The sequence below is a fragment of the Paraburkholderia sabiae genome (assembly GCF_030412785.1).
GTDB lineage: Bacteria > Pseudomonadota > Gammaproteobacteria > Burkholderiales > Burkholderiaceae > Paraburkholderia > Paraburkholderia sabiae.
The window spans coordinates 4881107-4896534 of sequence record NZ_CP125295.1 but is presented as its reverse complement, the minus strand read 5'-3'; the positions used below and the strand labels follow the sequence as shown (position 1 = coordinate 4896534).

At 63.2% G+C, this 15428-nt stretch carries 14 protein-coding genes and 1 tRNA gene; 5 read left to right on the top strand and 10 right to left on the bottom strand.

The window, feature by feature from the left end; translation table 11 throughout:
• Nucleotides 1–6: 6 nt before the first annotated feature.
• Nucleotides 7–1194, bottom strand: coding sequence for a M20 family metallopeptidase (locus QEN71_RS22065; RefSeq protein ID WP_201652232.1), 1188 nt, complete (start codon nt 1192–1194; stop codon nt 7–9).
• Between the two features lie 4 nt (nt 1195–1198).
• The gene (gene mfd, locus QEN71_RS22060) at nt 1199–4693 is read right to left on the bottom strand and encodes a transcription-repair coupling factor (protein WP_201652235.1); all 3495 of its coding nucleotides are present in this window, start codon (nt 4691–4693) and stop codon (nt 1199–1201) included.
• A 293-nt stretch (nt 4694–4986) separates the two neighbouring features.
• Here mfd and ispD point away from each other — a divergent pair, with 293 nt between their 5' ends.
• On the top strand, nt 4987–5697 hold the full coding sequence (gene ispD, locus QEN71_RS22055) for a 2-C-methyl-D-erythritol 4-phosphate cytidylyltransferase (protein WP_201652238.1): 711 nt from the start codon (nt 4987–4989) through the stop codon (nt 5695–5697).
• A gap of 62 nt (nt 5698–5759) precedes the next feature.
• Entirely contained in the window at nt 5760–6239 is a 480-nt protein-coding gene (gene ispF, locus QEN71_RS22050; RefSeq protein ID WP_201652241.1) for a 2-C-methyl-D-erythritol 2,4-cyclodiphosphate synthase, read from the top strand.
• Nucleotides 6240–6321: 82 nt separating this feature from the next.
• Here ispF and QEN71_RS22045 read toward each other — a convergent pair whose 3' ends face one another.
• From QEN71_RS22045 to ompR, 4 genes are all read right to left on the bottom strand, one after another.
• A complete protein-coding gene (locus tag QEN71_RS22045; protein ID WP_201652244.1) occupies nt 6322–6846 on the bottom strand; it encodes a carboxymuconolactone decarboxylase family protein in 525 nt (174 codons plus the stop codon).
• Between the two features lie 76 nt (nt 6847–6922).
• Nucleotides 6923–7471: a peroxiredoxin gene (locus tag QEN71_RS22040; protein ID WP_028365469.1), complete on the bottom strand. Its 549-nt coding sequence runs from the start codon at nt 7469–7471 to the stop codon at nt 6923–6925.
• 253 nt (nt 7472–7724) lie between these two features.
• A complete protein-coding gene (locus QEN71_RS22035; RefSeq protein WP_201652247.1) occupies nt 7725–9074 on the bottom strand; it encodes an ATP-binding protein in 1350 nt (449 codons plus the stop codon).
• A 43-nt stretch (nt 9075–9117) separates the two neighbouring features.
• A complete protein-coding gene (gene ompR / locus QEN71_RS22030; RefSeq protein WP_377791223.1) occupies nt 9118–9852 on the bottom strand; it encodes an osmolarity response regulator transcription factor OmpR in 735 nt (244 codons plus the stop codon).
• Between the two features lie 229 nt (nt 9853–10081).
• Between ompR and QEN71_RS22025 the strand changes: the two genes are divergently transcribed.
• Both QEN71_RS22025 and QEN71_RS22020 read left to right on the top strand, forming a co-directional pair.
• Nucleotides 10082–10417, top strand: a complete 336-nt coding sequence (locus QEN71_RS22025) for a hypothetical protein (RefSeq protein WP_201652253.1) — start codon at nt 10082–10084, stop codon at nt 10415–10417.
• Nucleotides 10418–10480: 63 nt separating this feature from the next.
• A complete protein-coding gene (locus QEN71_RS22020) occupies nt 10481–11629 on the top strand; it encodes a DUF1501 domain-containing protein (RefSeq protein WP_201652256.1) in 1149 nt (382 codons plus the stop codon).
• 15 nt (nt 11630–11644) lie between these two features.
• Here QEN71_RS22020 and QEN71_RS22015 read toward each other — a convergent pair whose 3' ends face one another.
• Nucleotides 11645–12478 carry a squalene/phytoene synthase family protein gene (locus QEN71_RS22015; protein ID WP_201652259.1) on the bottom strand — a complete coding sequence of 278 codons (834 nt, stop codon included), beginning with the start codon at nt 12476–12478 and terminating at the stop codon, nt 11645–11647.
• 279 nt (nt 12479–12757) lie between these two features.
• Here QEN71_RS22015 and QEN71_RS22010 point away from each other — a divergent pair.
• A tRNA-Leu gene (locus QEN71_RS22010) sits at nt 12758–12844 on the top strand.
• A 178-nt stretch (nt 12845–13022) separates the two neighbouring features.
• Here QEN71_RS22010 and QEN71_RS22005 read toward each other — a convergent pair.
• The 3 genes from QEN71_RS22005 to QEN71_RS21995 form a co-directional block, all read right to left on the bottom strand.
• On the bottom strand, nt 13023–13160 hold the full coding sequence (locus tag QEN71_RS22005; protein WP_201652262.1) for a hypothetical protein: 138 nt from the start codon (nt 13158–13160) through the stop codon (nt 13023–13025).
• Nucleotides 13161–13588: 428 nt separating this feature from the next.
• Complete coding sequence (locus tag QEN71_RS22000) at nt 13589–14044, bottom strand: MarR family winged helix-turn-helix transcriptional regulator (RefSeq protein ID WP_028365474.1); 456 nt, start codon at nt 14042–14044, stop codon at nt 13589–13591.
• Nucleotides 14045–14107: 63 nt separating this feature from the next.
• Nucleotides 14108–15253, bottom strand: a complete 1146-nt coding sequence (locus QEN71_RS21995; RefSeq protein ID WP_201652265.1) for a glycerate kinase — start codon at nt 15251–15253, stop codon at nt 14108–14110.
• Nucleotides 15254–15428: the final 175 nt, after the last annotated feature.

Genomic DNA, 15428 nt, shown 5'->3' with positions numbered 1-15428 from the left:
GACGGGTCAGGATCGTGGGTGACCGGTTGTGAGCAACGCGAGCAATGCGCGCTCGTAAATCCCGTAGACGGGTGCGATGGAAGCGAGTTCGATGCGTTCGTCCGCTGCGTGAATGCCCACGCACTGCACGCCGAAGCCGCACAGCGCGGGAATGCCGAGCGACGCGAGGTAATTGCCGATGTTCGACGGCCCGGCGACGACACGCGGCAGGTCCACGCCGAGTTCGTTGCGTGCTGCTTGATACAGCGCATGCGCCATTGGATTCGCTTCCGGCACGCGATACGCAGGCCAGCCCGTAATCCATTCGATCGACGTTGCGAGCGAAGCGTCGTAATGCGCGTCGTGTTCGCGAACCGTGTCTTCGATTACGCGTTGCGCGTGCGCTGCATCGAAGTGCGGCGTGAGCCGGCAATCGATATCGAGTTCGCAGCGGTCGGGCACGCGCGTGAAGGTTCCGTCGCCCGAACGGATGCCTGTAACGGTGAGTTGAGCGGGGCGTCCGAAGTCTTCATCGGCGTCGAGCGCGAGATCGTTCAATGCAGCGGCGAGTTGCGCGCCGCGTATCGCCGCGTTGAGACCACGCGTGCTGCTCGCGCCCGAGTGCGCCGCGACGCCGCGCACGACGAGCTTCGCGCGAATGAATCCGCGCGCGCCGACCACGATGCGGTCGCTGCCCGGATAGCCGATGAATACGCCGTCAGGTCTGGGCGCATGCACTGAATCGAAGAACGCGCGCGCTCCGCCGAAACGGCCCGTATGCTCGTCGAGATCGAACAGCACGCCGAGCGTGCCCGAGAACGCATCGGTACGCCGTGCGAATGCGGCGGCGAGATGCGCGAAGATCGCGACGGCCGCTTTGCTGTCCGCGCTGCCACGTCCGTAGAGCCAGCCGTCTGCAACGTGCGCGCTCAGTGGCGGAAAAGTCCACGTCGATTCGTCTCCGAAACCGGCAGTGTCGAGCGTCGCATCGAGCACATAGTGCGGGCCTTCTTGCGAGCCGCGTATTTCCGCGTAAAGCGCGAGCGGTTCGCCTTCTTCCGAAACGAGACGACGCGCGCCAACGCCGCGTTCGACGAGCCATGCTTCGACACATTCGAGCACGGGCAAGCACGCATCGATGCCGCCACGGCTCGGCACACGGACAAGCGCCGTCAACAGTTCGACGATGGATGCCGTGTCGACCGCGCCCGTCATGTGTCTAGCGCGACGACGCGACGCGCTGATCCGCCGCGCCCTTCGACGGCGTACCGAGCGCGCGCAGCGTCTCCTTCACGGTCGAAACGCGCACCGTGAAATCGGGGCTGCGCGTTTCGATGCGCAGCTTGTCCTGGCCCGCGAGCTTGATGTGCTTGTGCTTCTGAACCATTTCGATGATCCGCATCGCGTCGACAGGCGGATTCGGAACGAACTGCAGCGCGATGACGGCTTCGCCCGCGTCGATCTTCGAAATACCGAGCGGTTTCGCGGCGAGGCGCAACCGGTGCGTTTCGACGAGCGCATGCGCCTGCGGCGGCATCTTGCCGAAGCGGTCGATCAGCTCTTCCTGAATGCCGTCGATCGAATCGTTGTGCTCGCAGTTGGCGAGGCGCTTGTACAGCGACAGACGCTCCTGCACGTCGCCGCAATAGTCGGCGGGAAGAATGGCGGGCGTGTGCAGGTTGATTTCTGTCGTGGCCGCCAGAGGCGCCGTGAGATCCGGCTCCTTGCCGTTCTTCAGCGCCTTCACCGCGTCGTTCAGCATGTCGGTGTAAAGCTGGAAGCCGATCTCGTGAATCTCGCCCGACTGCTTGTCGCCGAGCACTTCGCCCGTGCCGCGAATTTCGAGGTCGTGCATCGCCAGATAGAAGCCCGCGCCGAGTTCTTCCATCTGCTGAATCGCCTCCAGCCGCCGTTGCGCCTGCTTCGTGAGCCCTTGCGGATCATGCACGAGCAGATACGAATACGCCTGGTGATGCGAACGCCCGACACGCCCGCGCAACTGATGCAGCTGCGCGAGACCGAACTTGTCGGCGCGATGGATCAGGATCGTGTTTGCGCTCGGCACGTCGATACCCGTTTCGATGATCGTCGTGCACAGCAGCACGTTCGCGCGTTGCGCGACGAAATCGCGCATCACGCGTTCGAGTTCGCGTTCGTGCATCTGGCCATGAGCGACTGCGATCCGCGCTTCGGGCACGAGCGCTTCGAGCATCTGACGGCGGTTCTCGATCGTCTCGACTTCGTTGTGCAGGAAGTACACCTGGCCGCCGCGCTTCAGTTCGCGCAGCATCGCTTCGCGGATCACGCCGTCTTCCTCGCGCCGCACGAAGGTCTTGATCGCGAGCCGCTTCTGCGGCGCGGTTGCGATCACCGAGAAGTCGCGCAAGCCCTCGAGCGCCATCCCGAGCGTACGCGGAATCGGCGTCGCGGTGAGCGTCAGCACATCGACCTCGGCGCGCAGCGCTTTGAGCGCTTCCTTCTGGCGCACGCCGAACCGGTGTTCCTCGTCGATGATCACGAGCCCGAGCCGCTTGAACTGCACATCCGACGACAACAGCTTGTGCGTGCCGATCACGATATCGACGCTGCCTTCGTTGATCTGCTGGATCGACGCGCTGACTTCCTTGCCCGTCTTGAAGCGCGACAGTTCCGCGATACGCACGGGCCAGTCGGAGAAGCGGTCGGTGAAGGTCTGCGTATGCTGTTCGGCGAGCAGCGTGGTCGGCGAAAGCAGCGCGACCTGCTTGCCGCCCATCACCGCGATGAAGGCCGCGCGCAACGCGACTTCCGTTTTGCCGAACCCGACATCGCCGCACACGAGCCGGTCCATCGGCTTGCCGCTCGTCATGTCGCCGATCACGGCGGCGATCGCGGCTGCCTGGTCGGGCGTTTCCTCGAAGCCGAAGCTTTCCGCGAACTTCACGTAGTCGCGCGGATCGAGTGCGAACGCATGGCCTTCGCGCAGCGCGCGGCGCGCATACAGGTTCAGCAGTTCGGCGGCCGTGTCGCGGATCTGCTGCGCGGCCTTGCGCTTGGCTTTTTCCCACTGGCCGGAGCCGAGCGAGTGCAGCGGGGCGCTTTCGGGATCGGCGCCGCTGTAGCGGGAAATGACGTGCAGCTGCGAGACGGGCACGTAGAGCTTGCTGTCGCCCTGGTATTCGAGGTGCAGGAACTCGGTTTCGCCTTCGCCGAGATCCATCGTCACGAGGCCCATGTATCGGCCGATGCCGTGCTGCGAATGCACGACCGGGTCGCCGACCTTCAACTCGGACAGATCGCGCACCATCGAATCGACGTTGCTCGCCTGTTCCTGGCGGCGTCGTCCCGCTTTACGCGCTAGCGGGCCGTACAGCTCCGTTTCCGTCAGGATCGCGATGCCTTCGGCGGGAACCGCAAAGCCGTTCGAAAGCGGCGCGACGCCTAGCGCGAAGCGCGCGTCGGACGTCAGCCAGTCGTCGTAGCTGTCGGCGGAAGCAGGGCGCAGTTCGTTATCGGCGAGCAGTTGCGCGATCGTTTCGCGGCGGCCCGCCGATTCCGCTGCGAACAGCACGCGGTTCGGCGTCGTGGCGAGCCACGCGCGCAACGCCGAAACGGGATCGTCGGCGTGGCGGTCGATCGCCAGATTCGGCAGCGGCACGGCCCAGCCGCCACCCGCGTTGCCCGGCAGCGACAGGCGCGCGAACGGCTTGGCGAACGTGTAGAAATCGTCGTCCGACAGGAACAGGCGCTTCGGTTCGAGAATCGGCCGATCGCGGTCGTGCGACAGGAAACCGTGGCGTTGCTTGGTATCCGCCGTGAAGCGTTTGATGGCCGCGTCCAGATCGCCGACGAACACCAGTTGCGAGGCGTCGGGCAGATAGTGAAAGAGCGTCGCCGTCTCTTCGAAGAAAAGCGGCAGATAGTATTCGATACCCGCCGACGGCACGCCGTTGCCGATGTCCTTATAAATCGACGCGCGGCTCGGATCGCCTTCGAACACCTCGCGCCAGCGGCTGCGAAACGCGGTGCGCGCGGCTTCGTCGAACGGAAACTCGCGGCCCGGCAACAGACGCACGTCCTTCACGGGATACAGGCTGCGCTGCGAATCGGGATCGAATGCGCGGATCGAATCCACCTGATCGTCGAACAGGTCGATCCGGTACGGCAGCGGCGAGCCCATCGGAAACAGGTCGATCAGCGAGCCGCGCACGCAGTATTCGCCCGGCCGCACGACCTGGCTCACGTGTTCGTAGCCGGCCAGCGTCAGTTGCGCTTTGAGCTTCGCTTCGTCGAGCCGCTCGCCCTGTGAGAACGAGAACGTGTAGGCGGCCATGAACGATGCGGGCGGCATCCGGTACAGCGCCGTCGTCGCGGGCACGAGCAGGATGTCGCAGCGGCCTTCGCCGAGATCGTGGAGCGTCGCGAGGCGCTCGGACACGAGATCCTGGTGCGGCGAGAACGAGTCGTACGGCAGCGTTTCCCAGTCGGGCAGCAGGCGGACGCGCGCGTTCGGCGCGAAAAACGCGAGTTCCTGCGACAGCCGTTGCGCATCGACGGCGCTCGCGCAGACCACGGCGAGCAGCGGCATCTGCGCCTTGTACGCGTGGTGATAGCGGGCGATCAGCATTGCATCGGACGAGCCGTGCGTGCCGTCGAACACGAAACGCTGGCCGGCCTTGACCAGCGCGACAGGCGTTGAAGAAGAGGACTGCGTGGATGCGGCGATGTCGGGCATAAAAGGGAAACGGCCTGTGGGTGACGCCAATGAACGACGGATCAACGATCAACTGCAAACGTATGGGTGCAACGGGCAATAGCAAGCGCGCTGCCAGCCGATTAGCCAGCCGAACTGCCAGCCGAACTGCCAACGACAGCCCGCCAATGAAACGCGCCAGCGGACGCTTCGTGGGCGTGTCGCTGGACGGGTAGGACTGGCAGGCGCGGCAAGTTTACGCGCGCCGGGACGTGCGTGCCGAAGACCTATTATAAAATCCGTCCTTCACTTTGACCTGCAACGCGCCCGTTTCCGTGACTTCCCGCCTTTTTGCACTGATTCCCTGCGCCGGCACCGGCAGCCGTTCGGGCGCGCTGATGCCCAAGCAATATCGAACCGTCGCAGGCCGCGACATGCTGCATTATTCGCTCGCCGCGTTCGACGCCTGCAGCGAATTCGCGCAAACGCTCGTCGTGATCGCGCCCGACGACCAGCATTTCGACGCGCGCCGCTTCGGCGGTTTGCGCTTTGCCGTGCAGCGCTGCGGCGGCGCATCGCGGCAGGCATCGGTGCTCAACGGACTGCATGCGCTCGCCGGGTTCGGCGCGCACGACGGCGACTGGGTGCTCGTGCACGACGCCGCGCGCCCCGGCATCACGCCGGCGCTGATCCGCACGCTGGTCGGCGCGCTGAAGGACGACGCCGTCGGCGGCATCATGGCGCTGCCCGTCGCGGATACGCTGAAGCGCGTCACGCCCAACACCGACAACCGCATCGACCACACGGAACCGCGCGACGGCCTGTGGCAGGCGCAGACGCCGCAGATGTTCCGCATCGGCATGTTGCGCGACGCGATTCTGCGCGCGCAAAGCGACGGCCACGATCTCACCGACGAGGCGAGCGCGATCGAATGGAGCGGCCACGCGCCTAAACTGGTTCAGGGCAGCCTGCGCAACTTCAAGGTCACGTATCCGGAAGACTTCGATCTGGCCGAAGCCATTCTCGGGCGCGGCACAGCGGGCTGACGCTCCGCGCCGTTTTCGCCGCTAACCACAACGATTTCACGAAACAACGGAACCCCACGCATATGGATTTGAGAATCGGACAAGGCTACGACGTTCACGCACTGGTGCCGGGACGGCCGCTCATCATCGGCGGCGTGACGATTCCGTACGAGCGCGGGCTGCTCGGCCACTCGGATGCCGACGTGTTGCTGCACGCGATCACCGACGCGCTGTTCGGCGCCGCCGCGCTCGGCGATATCGGCCGTCATTTCCCGGACACGGCGACGGAATTCAAAGGCGCGAACAGCCGCGTGCTGCTGCGCGAATGCGCGGCGCGCATCGCCAAGGCGGGCTTTACGATTCAGAACGTGGACAGCACCGTGATTGCGCAGGCGCCGAAGCTCGCGCCGCATATCGACGGCATGCGCGCGAACATCGCCGAAGATCTTGGCCTGCCCATCGAGCGCGTCAACGTGAAAGCGAAGACGAACGAAAAGCTCGGCTATCTGGGGCGAGGCGAGGGCATCGAAGCGCAGGCGGCGGCGCTGTTGCTGCGGGTCTGAGTTTCGGCAAGCGCGTGACTCGCACGCGTTCAAAAGCAAAACGCCACGCATTGCGTGGCGTTTTTGCTTGCAAAGGAAGCGCTTATTTGCCTTCGGCGACGATCACCTGCGCAGCCGCGTTGACGACAGCCGCGATCCGGCCGACATCGCGCAATTGCGTCGAGCTCATGCCTTCGTTGACGAGCGTGTCGAAGTGCGACTTCACGCAGAAATGGCACTTGCCGATGATCGACGCAGCCAGCGCATACATTTCAAAGCGTCGCTTGTCGACGCCGCCGTGCGACGCGTAAGCATTCATCCGCAAGCCCGCGGGCTGCGACTTCAGATCGGCGCTGTCCGTCATCTCGACGTACGGATACCAGACGTTGTTCATGCCCATCAGCGCGGCAGCCGTCAACGCGCCGTTCACTTCTTCCGGCGACAGCACGCCTGCATTGCGGATCGCGGCGATGATCGTCGGGCTCTTCGCAGCGAACGCCGCGGCCAGCGCGACGCCGACGGCATCGTTGCCTTCCAGCGATGAGCGCGCGATCGTGCCGTCCAGATTCAGACGAATGTCTTTGGCGTAGTCGGGAATTGCTTCCTTAATCGTCGCGATGAATTCCATTGACATCTCCTATCAAAGTGTCGATAAAAAAGCCCGCTGGCCTTTTCAAGCGTAGCGGGCTTTCGACTGCACGTTCTTAGAGCGTTGCGCCGCCGACTGCGCGGTTGCACGGGCACAGTTCGTCCGTTTGCAGACCGTCCAGAATACGCAGCACTTCTTCCGGGTTACGGCCGACGTTCAGGTTGTTCACCGAAACGTGCTGGATCGTGTTGTCCGGATCGACGACGAACGTAGCACGCAGTGCGACTCCCGCTTCCTTGTCGCGCACGCCGAGCTGGTCGATCAGTTCGCCCTTCACGTCGCCGAACGCATAGTGGTTCAGCTTGTTCAGGTCCTTGTGCTCACGGCGCCATGCGAGCTTGACGAATTCGTTGTCGACGCTGCCGCCGAGCAGAACGGCATCGCGCTCTTCGAAGTCCTTCGCCAGCTTGCCGAATTCGACGATTTCCGTCGGGCAAACGAACGTGAAGTCCTTCGGGTAGAAATAGATGATCTTCCACTTGCCCGGGAACGACGATTCGGTGATTTCTTCGAACGCCGACACGCCGTTCTCTTCGTGGTTGTTGAAACCCGGCTTGGCAGCGGTGACGGTGAAAGCTTCGAGTTTATCGCCGACTGTTTTCATGCGGTGACTCCTTGAAAATTGACAAATGAGATTCGAACAAACAACCTGCTCAAGCTACCTGCTGGCTGTAACGAACGCGTTACACGATAAAAACTATAACTCTATTAACCAATCGTTTCAATAGATTTTATCTAATGATGTGGATAGATTTTCTCGAAAGCGTCGATAGTGCAGTTTCGTATTATGGTATTTGCACGAAAGCGGGGACCGGATTACCCAAAATGCAGCAACCCGAATTGGCGCTGAATCCGCGTCAGATGCTCTTCGCCAGCGGAAACTCGATCGTCACTTCGAGACCTGGCAGCGGCGTGCGATTGCGCAGCCGCAGCGCGCCCCGATAACGCCCGACGAGCCGCTGCACGATCGCCATCCCGAGGCCCGTGCCGTTCGCCTGCGTGCGCGCCGTATTCACGCGGTAGAACGGGCGCGTGACGAGCGAGAGCTGATCTTCCGGAATGCCAGGACCCTCGTCGACGACCGACAGCTCGACACGCGAATGCGACACGCGCGTTTCCAGAATCACGTGCGGAATGCCGTCGGACTCGGAGAGCCCGTACTTACGCGCGTTCTCGATCAGATTGCCGACGACCCGCCGGATATCGGTTTCGTCCGCCTCGATCACAGCAGACGGAGCAAGCCGCGTGACCAGCCGCATGCCATCTTCGCTCGACATGCGTGCAGCCAGTTCTCCTGCGATCACGGAAAGGTCGACAGGTTCCGGATTTCTCTGCACGGGACGCGCGTAATCGAGGAAGCGCCCGATGATCATGTCCATCTGCTCGATGTCGTCGATCATCGCGTCTTTGGTCGCTTGATCCGACGGACTCATTTCCGTTTCCAGACGCAGGCGAGCAAGCGGCGTGCGCAGATCGTGCGAAATACCGGCGAGCATCAGCGCGCGATCCGCTTCGAGCTGTTCTAGATCCTGCACCATCTGGTTGAAGCTTCGATTGGTTTCAGCGGCGACGCCCATGCCGCGCTCGGGCAGTTTTTCGGGCGCCTGACCGGAACCGACCTTGCGCGCGGCCATTGCGAGGCGCGCGAATGGCCGGTTTACCAGACTCGTGATGAACGCCGCGCCGAATAGCGATAGTGCGAGCGCAAAAATACCCCAGCCGGCCCATTGCAGGCCCGTCACGCTATCGAGCTGATCGCGATCTAGCGCGACCCAGTAATCGTCGTCGTCGATCTTGAAGCTGATCCATACGCCGGGAATGTCGTTCACCGACTGCGCGATGATCGTGTCGTCGCCGAGACGCCCGCGAATGTCATGCTCGATCAAACGATTGAGCGATTCGTCGGGCTGGAGCTTGTATTTGTCGGTGGTCTCGCGCGGGTACACGCGCACGCCTTCATTGCTTTCCAGATCTTGCAGCAGCGCGCGCCGCAAGTCGGGATCGGAATAGAGGAGTGCGGTGCGCGTGAGCTTGACGATCGCGACCAGTTGCAGCGCGACGCGCTGCGCACGCGGTTCGCGCTCGATCACCCGGAAGCTCTGGAACCATGCCGCGAGACTGACCGCGATCAGAAGCGCGATCAGCAGGAATGTTCGCCAGAACAGGCCGCCGAATGCGAGCGTCAGGAGGCGCCGGTCGATCCGCATGCGGCCTTCGTGTCAAGGAAGAGGGACAACTGCAACGGCAAACTCAGGCAGCGCCGTCGGGAATGAACACATAGCCCAGACCCCAGACCGTCTGGATGAAGCGCGGGCTGCCCGGATCCGGTTCGATCAGCTTGCGCAGACGGGAAATCTGCACGTCGAGGCTGCGGTCGAACACTTCATATTCACGGCCGCGCGCGAGTTCCATCAGCTTTTCGCGCGACAGCGGCTGGCGCGGATGACGCGCGAACACCTTCAGCACCGAGAATTCGCCCGTTGTCAGCGGGATTTCCTGGCCGGCCTTAGTGAGCGTGCGGGTGGCGAGGTTCAGCGCGAACTCGCCGAATTCGAAGACTTCCGAAGTTTCCGACGGTGCGCCCGGCAGTTCGGACGGCGACTGATGGCGCAGCACCGCGTGAATGCGCGCGACGAGTTCGCGCGGATTGAACGGCTTCGGCAGATAGTCGTCGGCGCCCATTTCGAGGCCGACGATGCGATCCACGTCCTCGCCCTTGGCCGTCAACATGATGATCGGCGTGCGGTCGTTGCTGCCGCGCAGACGCCGGCAGATAGACAGACCGTCCTCGCCCGGCAGCATCAGGTCGAGCACCAGCAGGTCGAAACGTTCGCGCACCCACAGCTTGTTCATCGAGGGCGCGTTCTCGGCGACATAAACGTTAAAGCCCTGCTCGCCGAGATAACGGCGCAGCAGATCACGCAGACGCGGGTCGTCGTCGACGACGAGGATTTTCGAAGGGTTTTTGGTTTCCATGGTCGGCATCTTAGCGCGATTAGAAAGAGGTGCGCGTTTGCACCAATTATCAAGTAACAGTCAGTTACAAAATTTACCCGGCCTGTGGCACGACGTAAAGCCTTGGCGCTTACACTCCTTTACTGTTTGCGCCAGTTCGGTAGATACTTCACTCGAATAAAGCTCTCGCACCCGGTTTCAAGCCGGAGTCATTACACGTATCTGAGGTTGCCGGTTGCCGCGCCACGAAGGGAACAAGATGAAGGGAGGGGTCTGGCCGAACATGCGCCTGAGCTTGATCGCAGTAGCCGTTGCGATCGTGTTCGCTAGCGCGTTGAGCCCGGTCTCCGCCTATGCCGATTCCTCGACGGAACGCAACACTGACACCCGCCCGCCCCAGCGTCCACACATGCGCTCGGGCCGCCAGCCGCACAATCCTAATGCCGATCGCCCCGCATCCGACACGATCATGCGCACGACTGCCGTGCCGCCCGATCTGGATCAACGTCGACGCGACGGACACATGACGCCTGAAGAACGTCGTCTGCTGCGGCAGCATATCGAAGACGCCGTTCGCGAACTGTACAAGCGCTGACGCCGGGCTTTGCGCGCCGTGTTCTGCGGCGCAAACAGGTGTGATTCATCCCGTGAGGCATAGATGAAGCGACGCGACTTCCTTTCGATGGCAGCGGCGGCAGGCGCCTCGCTATCGATGTCGCGCGTGTTCGCCGCGCCACAGGCTGACGGCGACATAACGTCGCGACTGGATGCGCGCACAACCGCTCGCGACGGCTCCGGCAAGCTGCTGATCCTGATCGAACTGAAGGGCGGCAACGACGGATTGAACACCGTCATCCCATTCGCCGATTCCACTTACTACACGCTGCGCAGGCACATCGCGATTCCGCGCGATCAGGCGCTCGCGCTCGATGCACGCACGGCGCTGCATCCGGCGCTGCGTCCGCTGCTTTCCTTGTGGCGCGATGGGGAACTGGCGGTGGTGCAGGGCGTCGGTAGCGAGCGCGACACGTCGGCGCATTTTCGTTCGCGAGAGATCTGGGACACGGCAACGCGCGCCGACGTCTATCGGCGCGACGGCTGGCTGACGCGTGCGGCCGGGCAGTGCGCCGCGCTGAATGGAAGCTTTGCGACGGCGTCGTTCGGCAGTGTCGAGCCGGGACCGTTTGCACAGTCGGCTTCGTGCATCGAACGGGAATGGATGCGTGTCGACGATCCCGATGCGGCCGGCTATGTCAATTGGAACGATGCGAACGAAGGCAAGCTCGGTCCCACGCAGAGCGCGGCGCTCGGAGGAGCACTCACGTTTCGAGATTCGATCGACTCGGCGCTGCGCACGATCGATGCGATGCAGCCGCATGCGCGCACTGCGATCCGCTTGACGCTCGATGGCTTCGATACACATGCGAATCAGCCCGGGCGACACGCGGGCTTGCTGACGCAACTCGCCGACGGCTGCGCAACGCTGCGCACAGAACTCATGCGGCGCGGCCGCTGGCGCGACACGCTCGTCATGACGTACTCGGAATTCGGCCGCTCCGCGCATGAGAACGCGCAGCGCGGCACCGAGCATGGCGGCGCCGCTGCGCACTTCGTGATGGGCGGCGAGGTGCGGGCCGGTTTGTATGGGCAGCCGCCCGATCTGACACGACTCGATGCCGATGGCAAGTTGCCCGTCGAGACCGATTTCAGGCGGCTCTACGCGACCGCGCTCGCTTCATTCTGGAAGCTGGATGCAAACGCCGTGCTGGATGACGACCTGAAACCCTTGCCTCTGCTACGCGTGTGAGCAGCGTCTGAGAAATCAGTGTTTGCGTGCGGCTCGCCAGGCGACCCACAGCTTGCGGATCGGCGTGAGCGCGATCCGCTGATGCAGCACGTGGTAACCGTCGCGCTCGATCTCGTCGAGCAACGCCAGTGCCAGCGCCGCCAGCGCGCGTAGCGTGCTCTGCGAGTGACGTTCGCCGACGGGCAGCGCTTCGAGCGCCTTTCCGATCGCGTCGCGGGCGCGCGCCGTCTGGAAGCGCATCATCTCGGTGAACGCGTCCGTGTACTTGCGGTTGATCAGATCCGCCGCCGTCACGTTGAAGCGCTGCATTTCGTCGATGGGAATATAGATGCGTCCGTGCCGCGCGTCGTTGCCCAGATCCACGACGATCTGCGCGAGCATCAGCGCCTCGCCGAGCGGCGCGGCCCACGTCGCCGCCTGCGAAGGATCGCGCGCCGTCGCGCGCGCGACCACCGACGCAAACGTGCCGCCGACACCCGCCACATAGCGGCGCAAATTCGGATAGTCGAGATAGCGCGCCTGATCGAGGTCCATCTCGAAGCCTGCAATCAGGGTCTGCAAGGCGGGATACTCGGTTTGCACATCGGGCAGATGCGCGGCGAGCGCCTGCGAGACGGGGTGCGTCGGCTCGCCGGCTGCGAGCGCTGCCGCTTCCTTTTGCCACCAGGCGAGCTTCGTGCGCCCGATGGTCGGATCCGTCGTTTCCTTCACCGTTTCCTCGAACTCGCGTCGCAGCGCAAACAGCGCGGCGAGTAGCGGCTGCCGCTCGGCGGGCGCCTGACGCAACGCATAGTAAGTGCTCGAACCGGGAGGCGCCGCTTTCTGCTGGCAGTATTCGTCGAAATTCACGGGATTGGCTTGTGGGGAAGGCGGCCGCGCACGGTTTGCGCGAGAGACCGAAAATTGTAGCATCGACGCTATTCGACAGATGCAGACAAGCGCAGGGCAATCGGTTAGAATCTCGCGCTTACGCTTTCGGACGTGCTTTCCGGCGCAAGCGTTCGCGGTCGCGGCGGTCTGATCCTATCCGGCTCAGAGTTGTCCACGCGAATGACATCGCGATGAAAAATGCGGCGTCCGGCAGCCGGCGAGACATCGGTGCTGCATGCTTCCGGCATGCGCCCGGCTGCGAGGATGGCGAAATTGGTAGACGCACCAGGTTTAGGTCCTGACGCCCGCAAGGGTGTAGGGGTTCGAGTCCCCTTCCTCGCACCACTTGATTGATGATTGATCGATCGCTTGCTCGATGATCGATCGCGCCGTACACAAGACCCCGCCTGTCCAGGACTCGCGGGGTTTTTGTTTTCTTTCGCCGAACAGGCAAACCCGACGCCCACAAAAAACCCCGCGCGAAGGCGGGGTTCATGCATCGCACGGAAGCTGCGCGGCCTGCTTAGTGGCAGCGCTTTTCCCAGTGGTGATGCACGCGCACCTTGTGGCACTCGTGATGATGGTGGTCGTTTGCGAATGCCGACGACATGCTCATGAAGCCAGCGGCAGCAGCGACCAGTGCCAGAACAACCTTCTTCATTTTTGATCCTCGAAGTCAGAGAGAAAGCGAGCGGAGATCGTAGCAAGCCAGTATTACGATTTCCTTGAGACGCGTCGCTCGAAATGCGGAATATGCTAGACGTCCTGCTTCTTGCTCTGTGTTTCGCCGTGGGTTATCTGGTTGCACGTGCAACCAGGCTCTTATGTTCTCAATCCGGGTGATACGGAATCCTTCACATCGCGAGCGACGTCCGACCCCTCTCTCAGACTCGGACGTGAGTGCCGACCATGTTCTCGATGCATTGCTGCGCCAGATCGACGGAATCGATCCGTTGTATGGAGTCTGAGCGGATGAATGCTGTCGGGAGAGCGGCTTGTGAATGAGTGTTTAAGGAATTAGGCAACGACAGATTCAACGGCGCTGCGCAAGCGCCGACGATGGATCGGCCCGGACTTCGTCTGTTCTGACTACGCTGCGTTACGCGCGATGGCGTTTTCGATCACTTTGTCGAGTGCTTCGCTGAGCGCGACCTTCTCGCGATCATCGAGGCAATCGAACAGATCGATGTTCCACTTGCGCGCGATGGGCATCACTTTGCGATAGAGCGCCCGGCCTTCCGTGGTCAGCGATACGAGCACCACGCGGCCGTCTTCCGCGCTCGCTTCGCGTTGCACGAGGCCTTGTCTGATCAACGCCTCGGCTGCGCGGCTCGCCTGACTCTTGTCGAGGTTCGCGTGGCGCGCGAGATCCATGATCGAGAACGGCCCGAACGATCCGACCGATGCAATCACGCGCGCCTCAGGCAGCGTCACGTCGAGCTTGGCCATATACCGTTCGCTGATGCCCCGCTCGGAAAGTTTATTCAGCACGTGCAGACGATACGTCAGAAACTGTTCGAGTCCGGCTTTGTCGGAGGCCTTCATGGTCTTCCTGTTGTGAGTGGATGCAGTCCCGCGATGTGATTGTTGCTGCATCCGCTCGCGCGGTCAACGCGGGCCGTACCTGAGTCGCGTCATCTGTTCGGCTTCGTTCGCAAGCAGTGTGGCTGCGTCGCGAATCGCCACTTCGAGCGTGATCGGACCGGGCGCGGGAGAGAAGCATCCGCTGAAATATTCGGCGAGTTTCGGCAAGGCGGACGGGTCGACGGCACCCGAGAGCAACGTGGCCGGCACGCTTGCCGCGCGTGCATGCCGGCACGCGATGAAGGGCGCCTTGCCGTGCAGCGTCTGCACGTCCGAGCGGCCTTCGCCCGTGATGAGCCAGTTCGCGCCTTCGAGTGCAGCGTCCAGGCCGACTTCGCGCGCGACGACTTCTGCGCCCGGTTCGAAGTCTGCGCCCAGCATATGCAGCGCGAATCCCAGGCCGCCTGCTGCGCCTGCGCCCGGCTGGTTGCGCGCGACACGATTCATGGCCGGCTCGACGAGATCGGCGAAGTGGGCAAGGGCGGCGTCGATGGTCGCGACCTGCGCGGGTTGCACGCCTTTCTGCGGACCAAAGATGGCGGTTGCGCCGTGATCGCCGGTGAGGGGATTGTCGACATCCGACATGCCGACGAACGTCGCCTCGCGCAAGCGCGTATCGAGAGCTGACGCGTCCACGCGCGCCAGTTGCGCGAGCTGTTCCGGCGTCGCGTCGAGTTCATGTCCTTGCGCATCGAACAGCTTGAGGCCGAGCCCGACGAGCAGGCCTGCGCCGCCGTCGTTCGTGCTGCTGCCGCCAAGCGCGACGAAGAAGCGCCGCACGCCGGCGTCGAGCAGTGAGCGGATCGCTTCGCCCATGCCGCGCGTGCTGCGCTTTTCGACGGGAACGCCCATGCCGACGGGGTCGGTGATGCCGACGACCTCCGCCGTTTCGATGATCGCGCTGCCATCGGCGAGCAGGCCCATAGCGGCCTCGCGTGCGGCGCCCGCCGCGCCGCGCACCGTGAGCATGCGGCGCTCGCCGCCGCGCGTCAGCATGGCGTCGAGCGTGCCTTCGCCGCCGTCGGCCATCGCGCAGATGCGGATCGTCGCGTCGGACCGCGCGCGCAGGATGCCCGACGCGATGGACTGCGCGACTTCCTCGGCAGAGAGCGAACCTTTGAACGAGTCAGGGGCGATGACGACGATGGGCGCGGACGACGTATTCGGCATGGTGTCTCTGATGATTGGTATGAGGAGGCATCGCTACCTTCGCCGCGATGCGATGAAGCGCCGTCACGCTCGTGCAGCAAGGAAGAGCGTGTCAGGATGTGGAGAAGCTTATCAGCATGCGGCGGGCGACTGAATACACCTGAAGGTATAGGCAGAATTGACTTTGATTCACGAC

Coding starts and splice junctions, on each gene's coding strand:
- QEN71_RS21995 (WP_201652265.1), bottom strand. CDS start 15,253: ATGCCGAATACGTCGTCCGCGCCCATCGTCGTCATCGCCCCTGACTCG.
- QEN71_RS22025 (WP_201652253.1), top strand. CDS start 10,082: ATGAAGGGAGGGGTCTGGCCGAACATGCGCCTGAGCTTGATCGCAGTA.
- ompR (WP_377791223.1), bottom strand. CDS start 9,852: ATGCCGACCATGGAAACCAAAAACCCTTCGAAAATCCTCGTCGTCGAC.
- QEN71_RS22040 (WP_028365469.1), bottom strand. CDS start 7,471: ATGAAAACAGTCGGCGATAAACTCGAAGCTTTCACCGTCACCGCTGCC.
- QEN71_RS22005 (WP_201652262.1), bottom strand. CDS start 13,160: ATGAAGAAGGTTGTTCTGGCACTGGTCGCTGCTGCCGCTGGCTTCATG.
- mfd (WP_201652235.1), bottom strand. CDS start 4,693: ATGCCCGACATCGCCGCATCCACGCAGTCCTCTTCTTCAACGCCTGTC.
- ispF (WP_201652241.1), top strand. CDS start 5,760: ATGGATTTGAGAATCGGACAAGGCTACGACGTTCACGCACTGGTGCCG.
- QEN71_RS22020 (WP_201652256.1), top strand. CDS start 10,481: ATGAAGCGACGCGACTTCCTTTCGATGGCAGCGGCGGCAGGCGCCTCG.
- QEN71_RS22065 (WP_201652232.1), bottom strand. CDS start 1,194: ATGACGGGCGCGGTCGACACGGCATCCATCGTCGAACTGTTGACGGCG.
- QEN71_RS22000 (WP_028365474.1), bottom strand. CDS start 14,044: ATGAAGGCCTCCGACAAAGCCGGACTCGAACAGTTTCTGACGTATCGT.
- QEN71_RS22045 (WP_201652244.1), bottom strand. CDS start 6,846: ATGGAATTCATCGCGACGATTAAGGAAGCAATTCCCGACTACGCCAAA.
- QEN71_RS22035 (WP_201652247.1), bottom strand. CDS start 9,074: ATGCGGATCGACCGGCGCCTCCTGACGCTCGCATTCGGCGGCCTGTTC.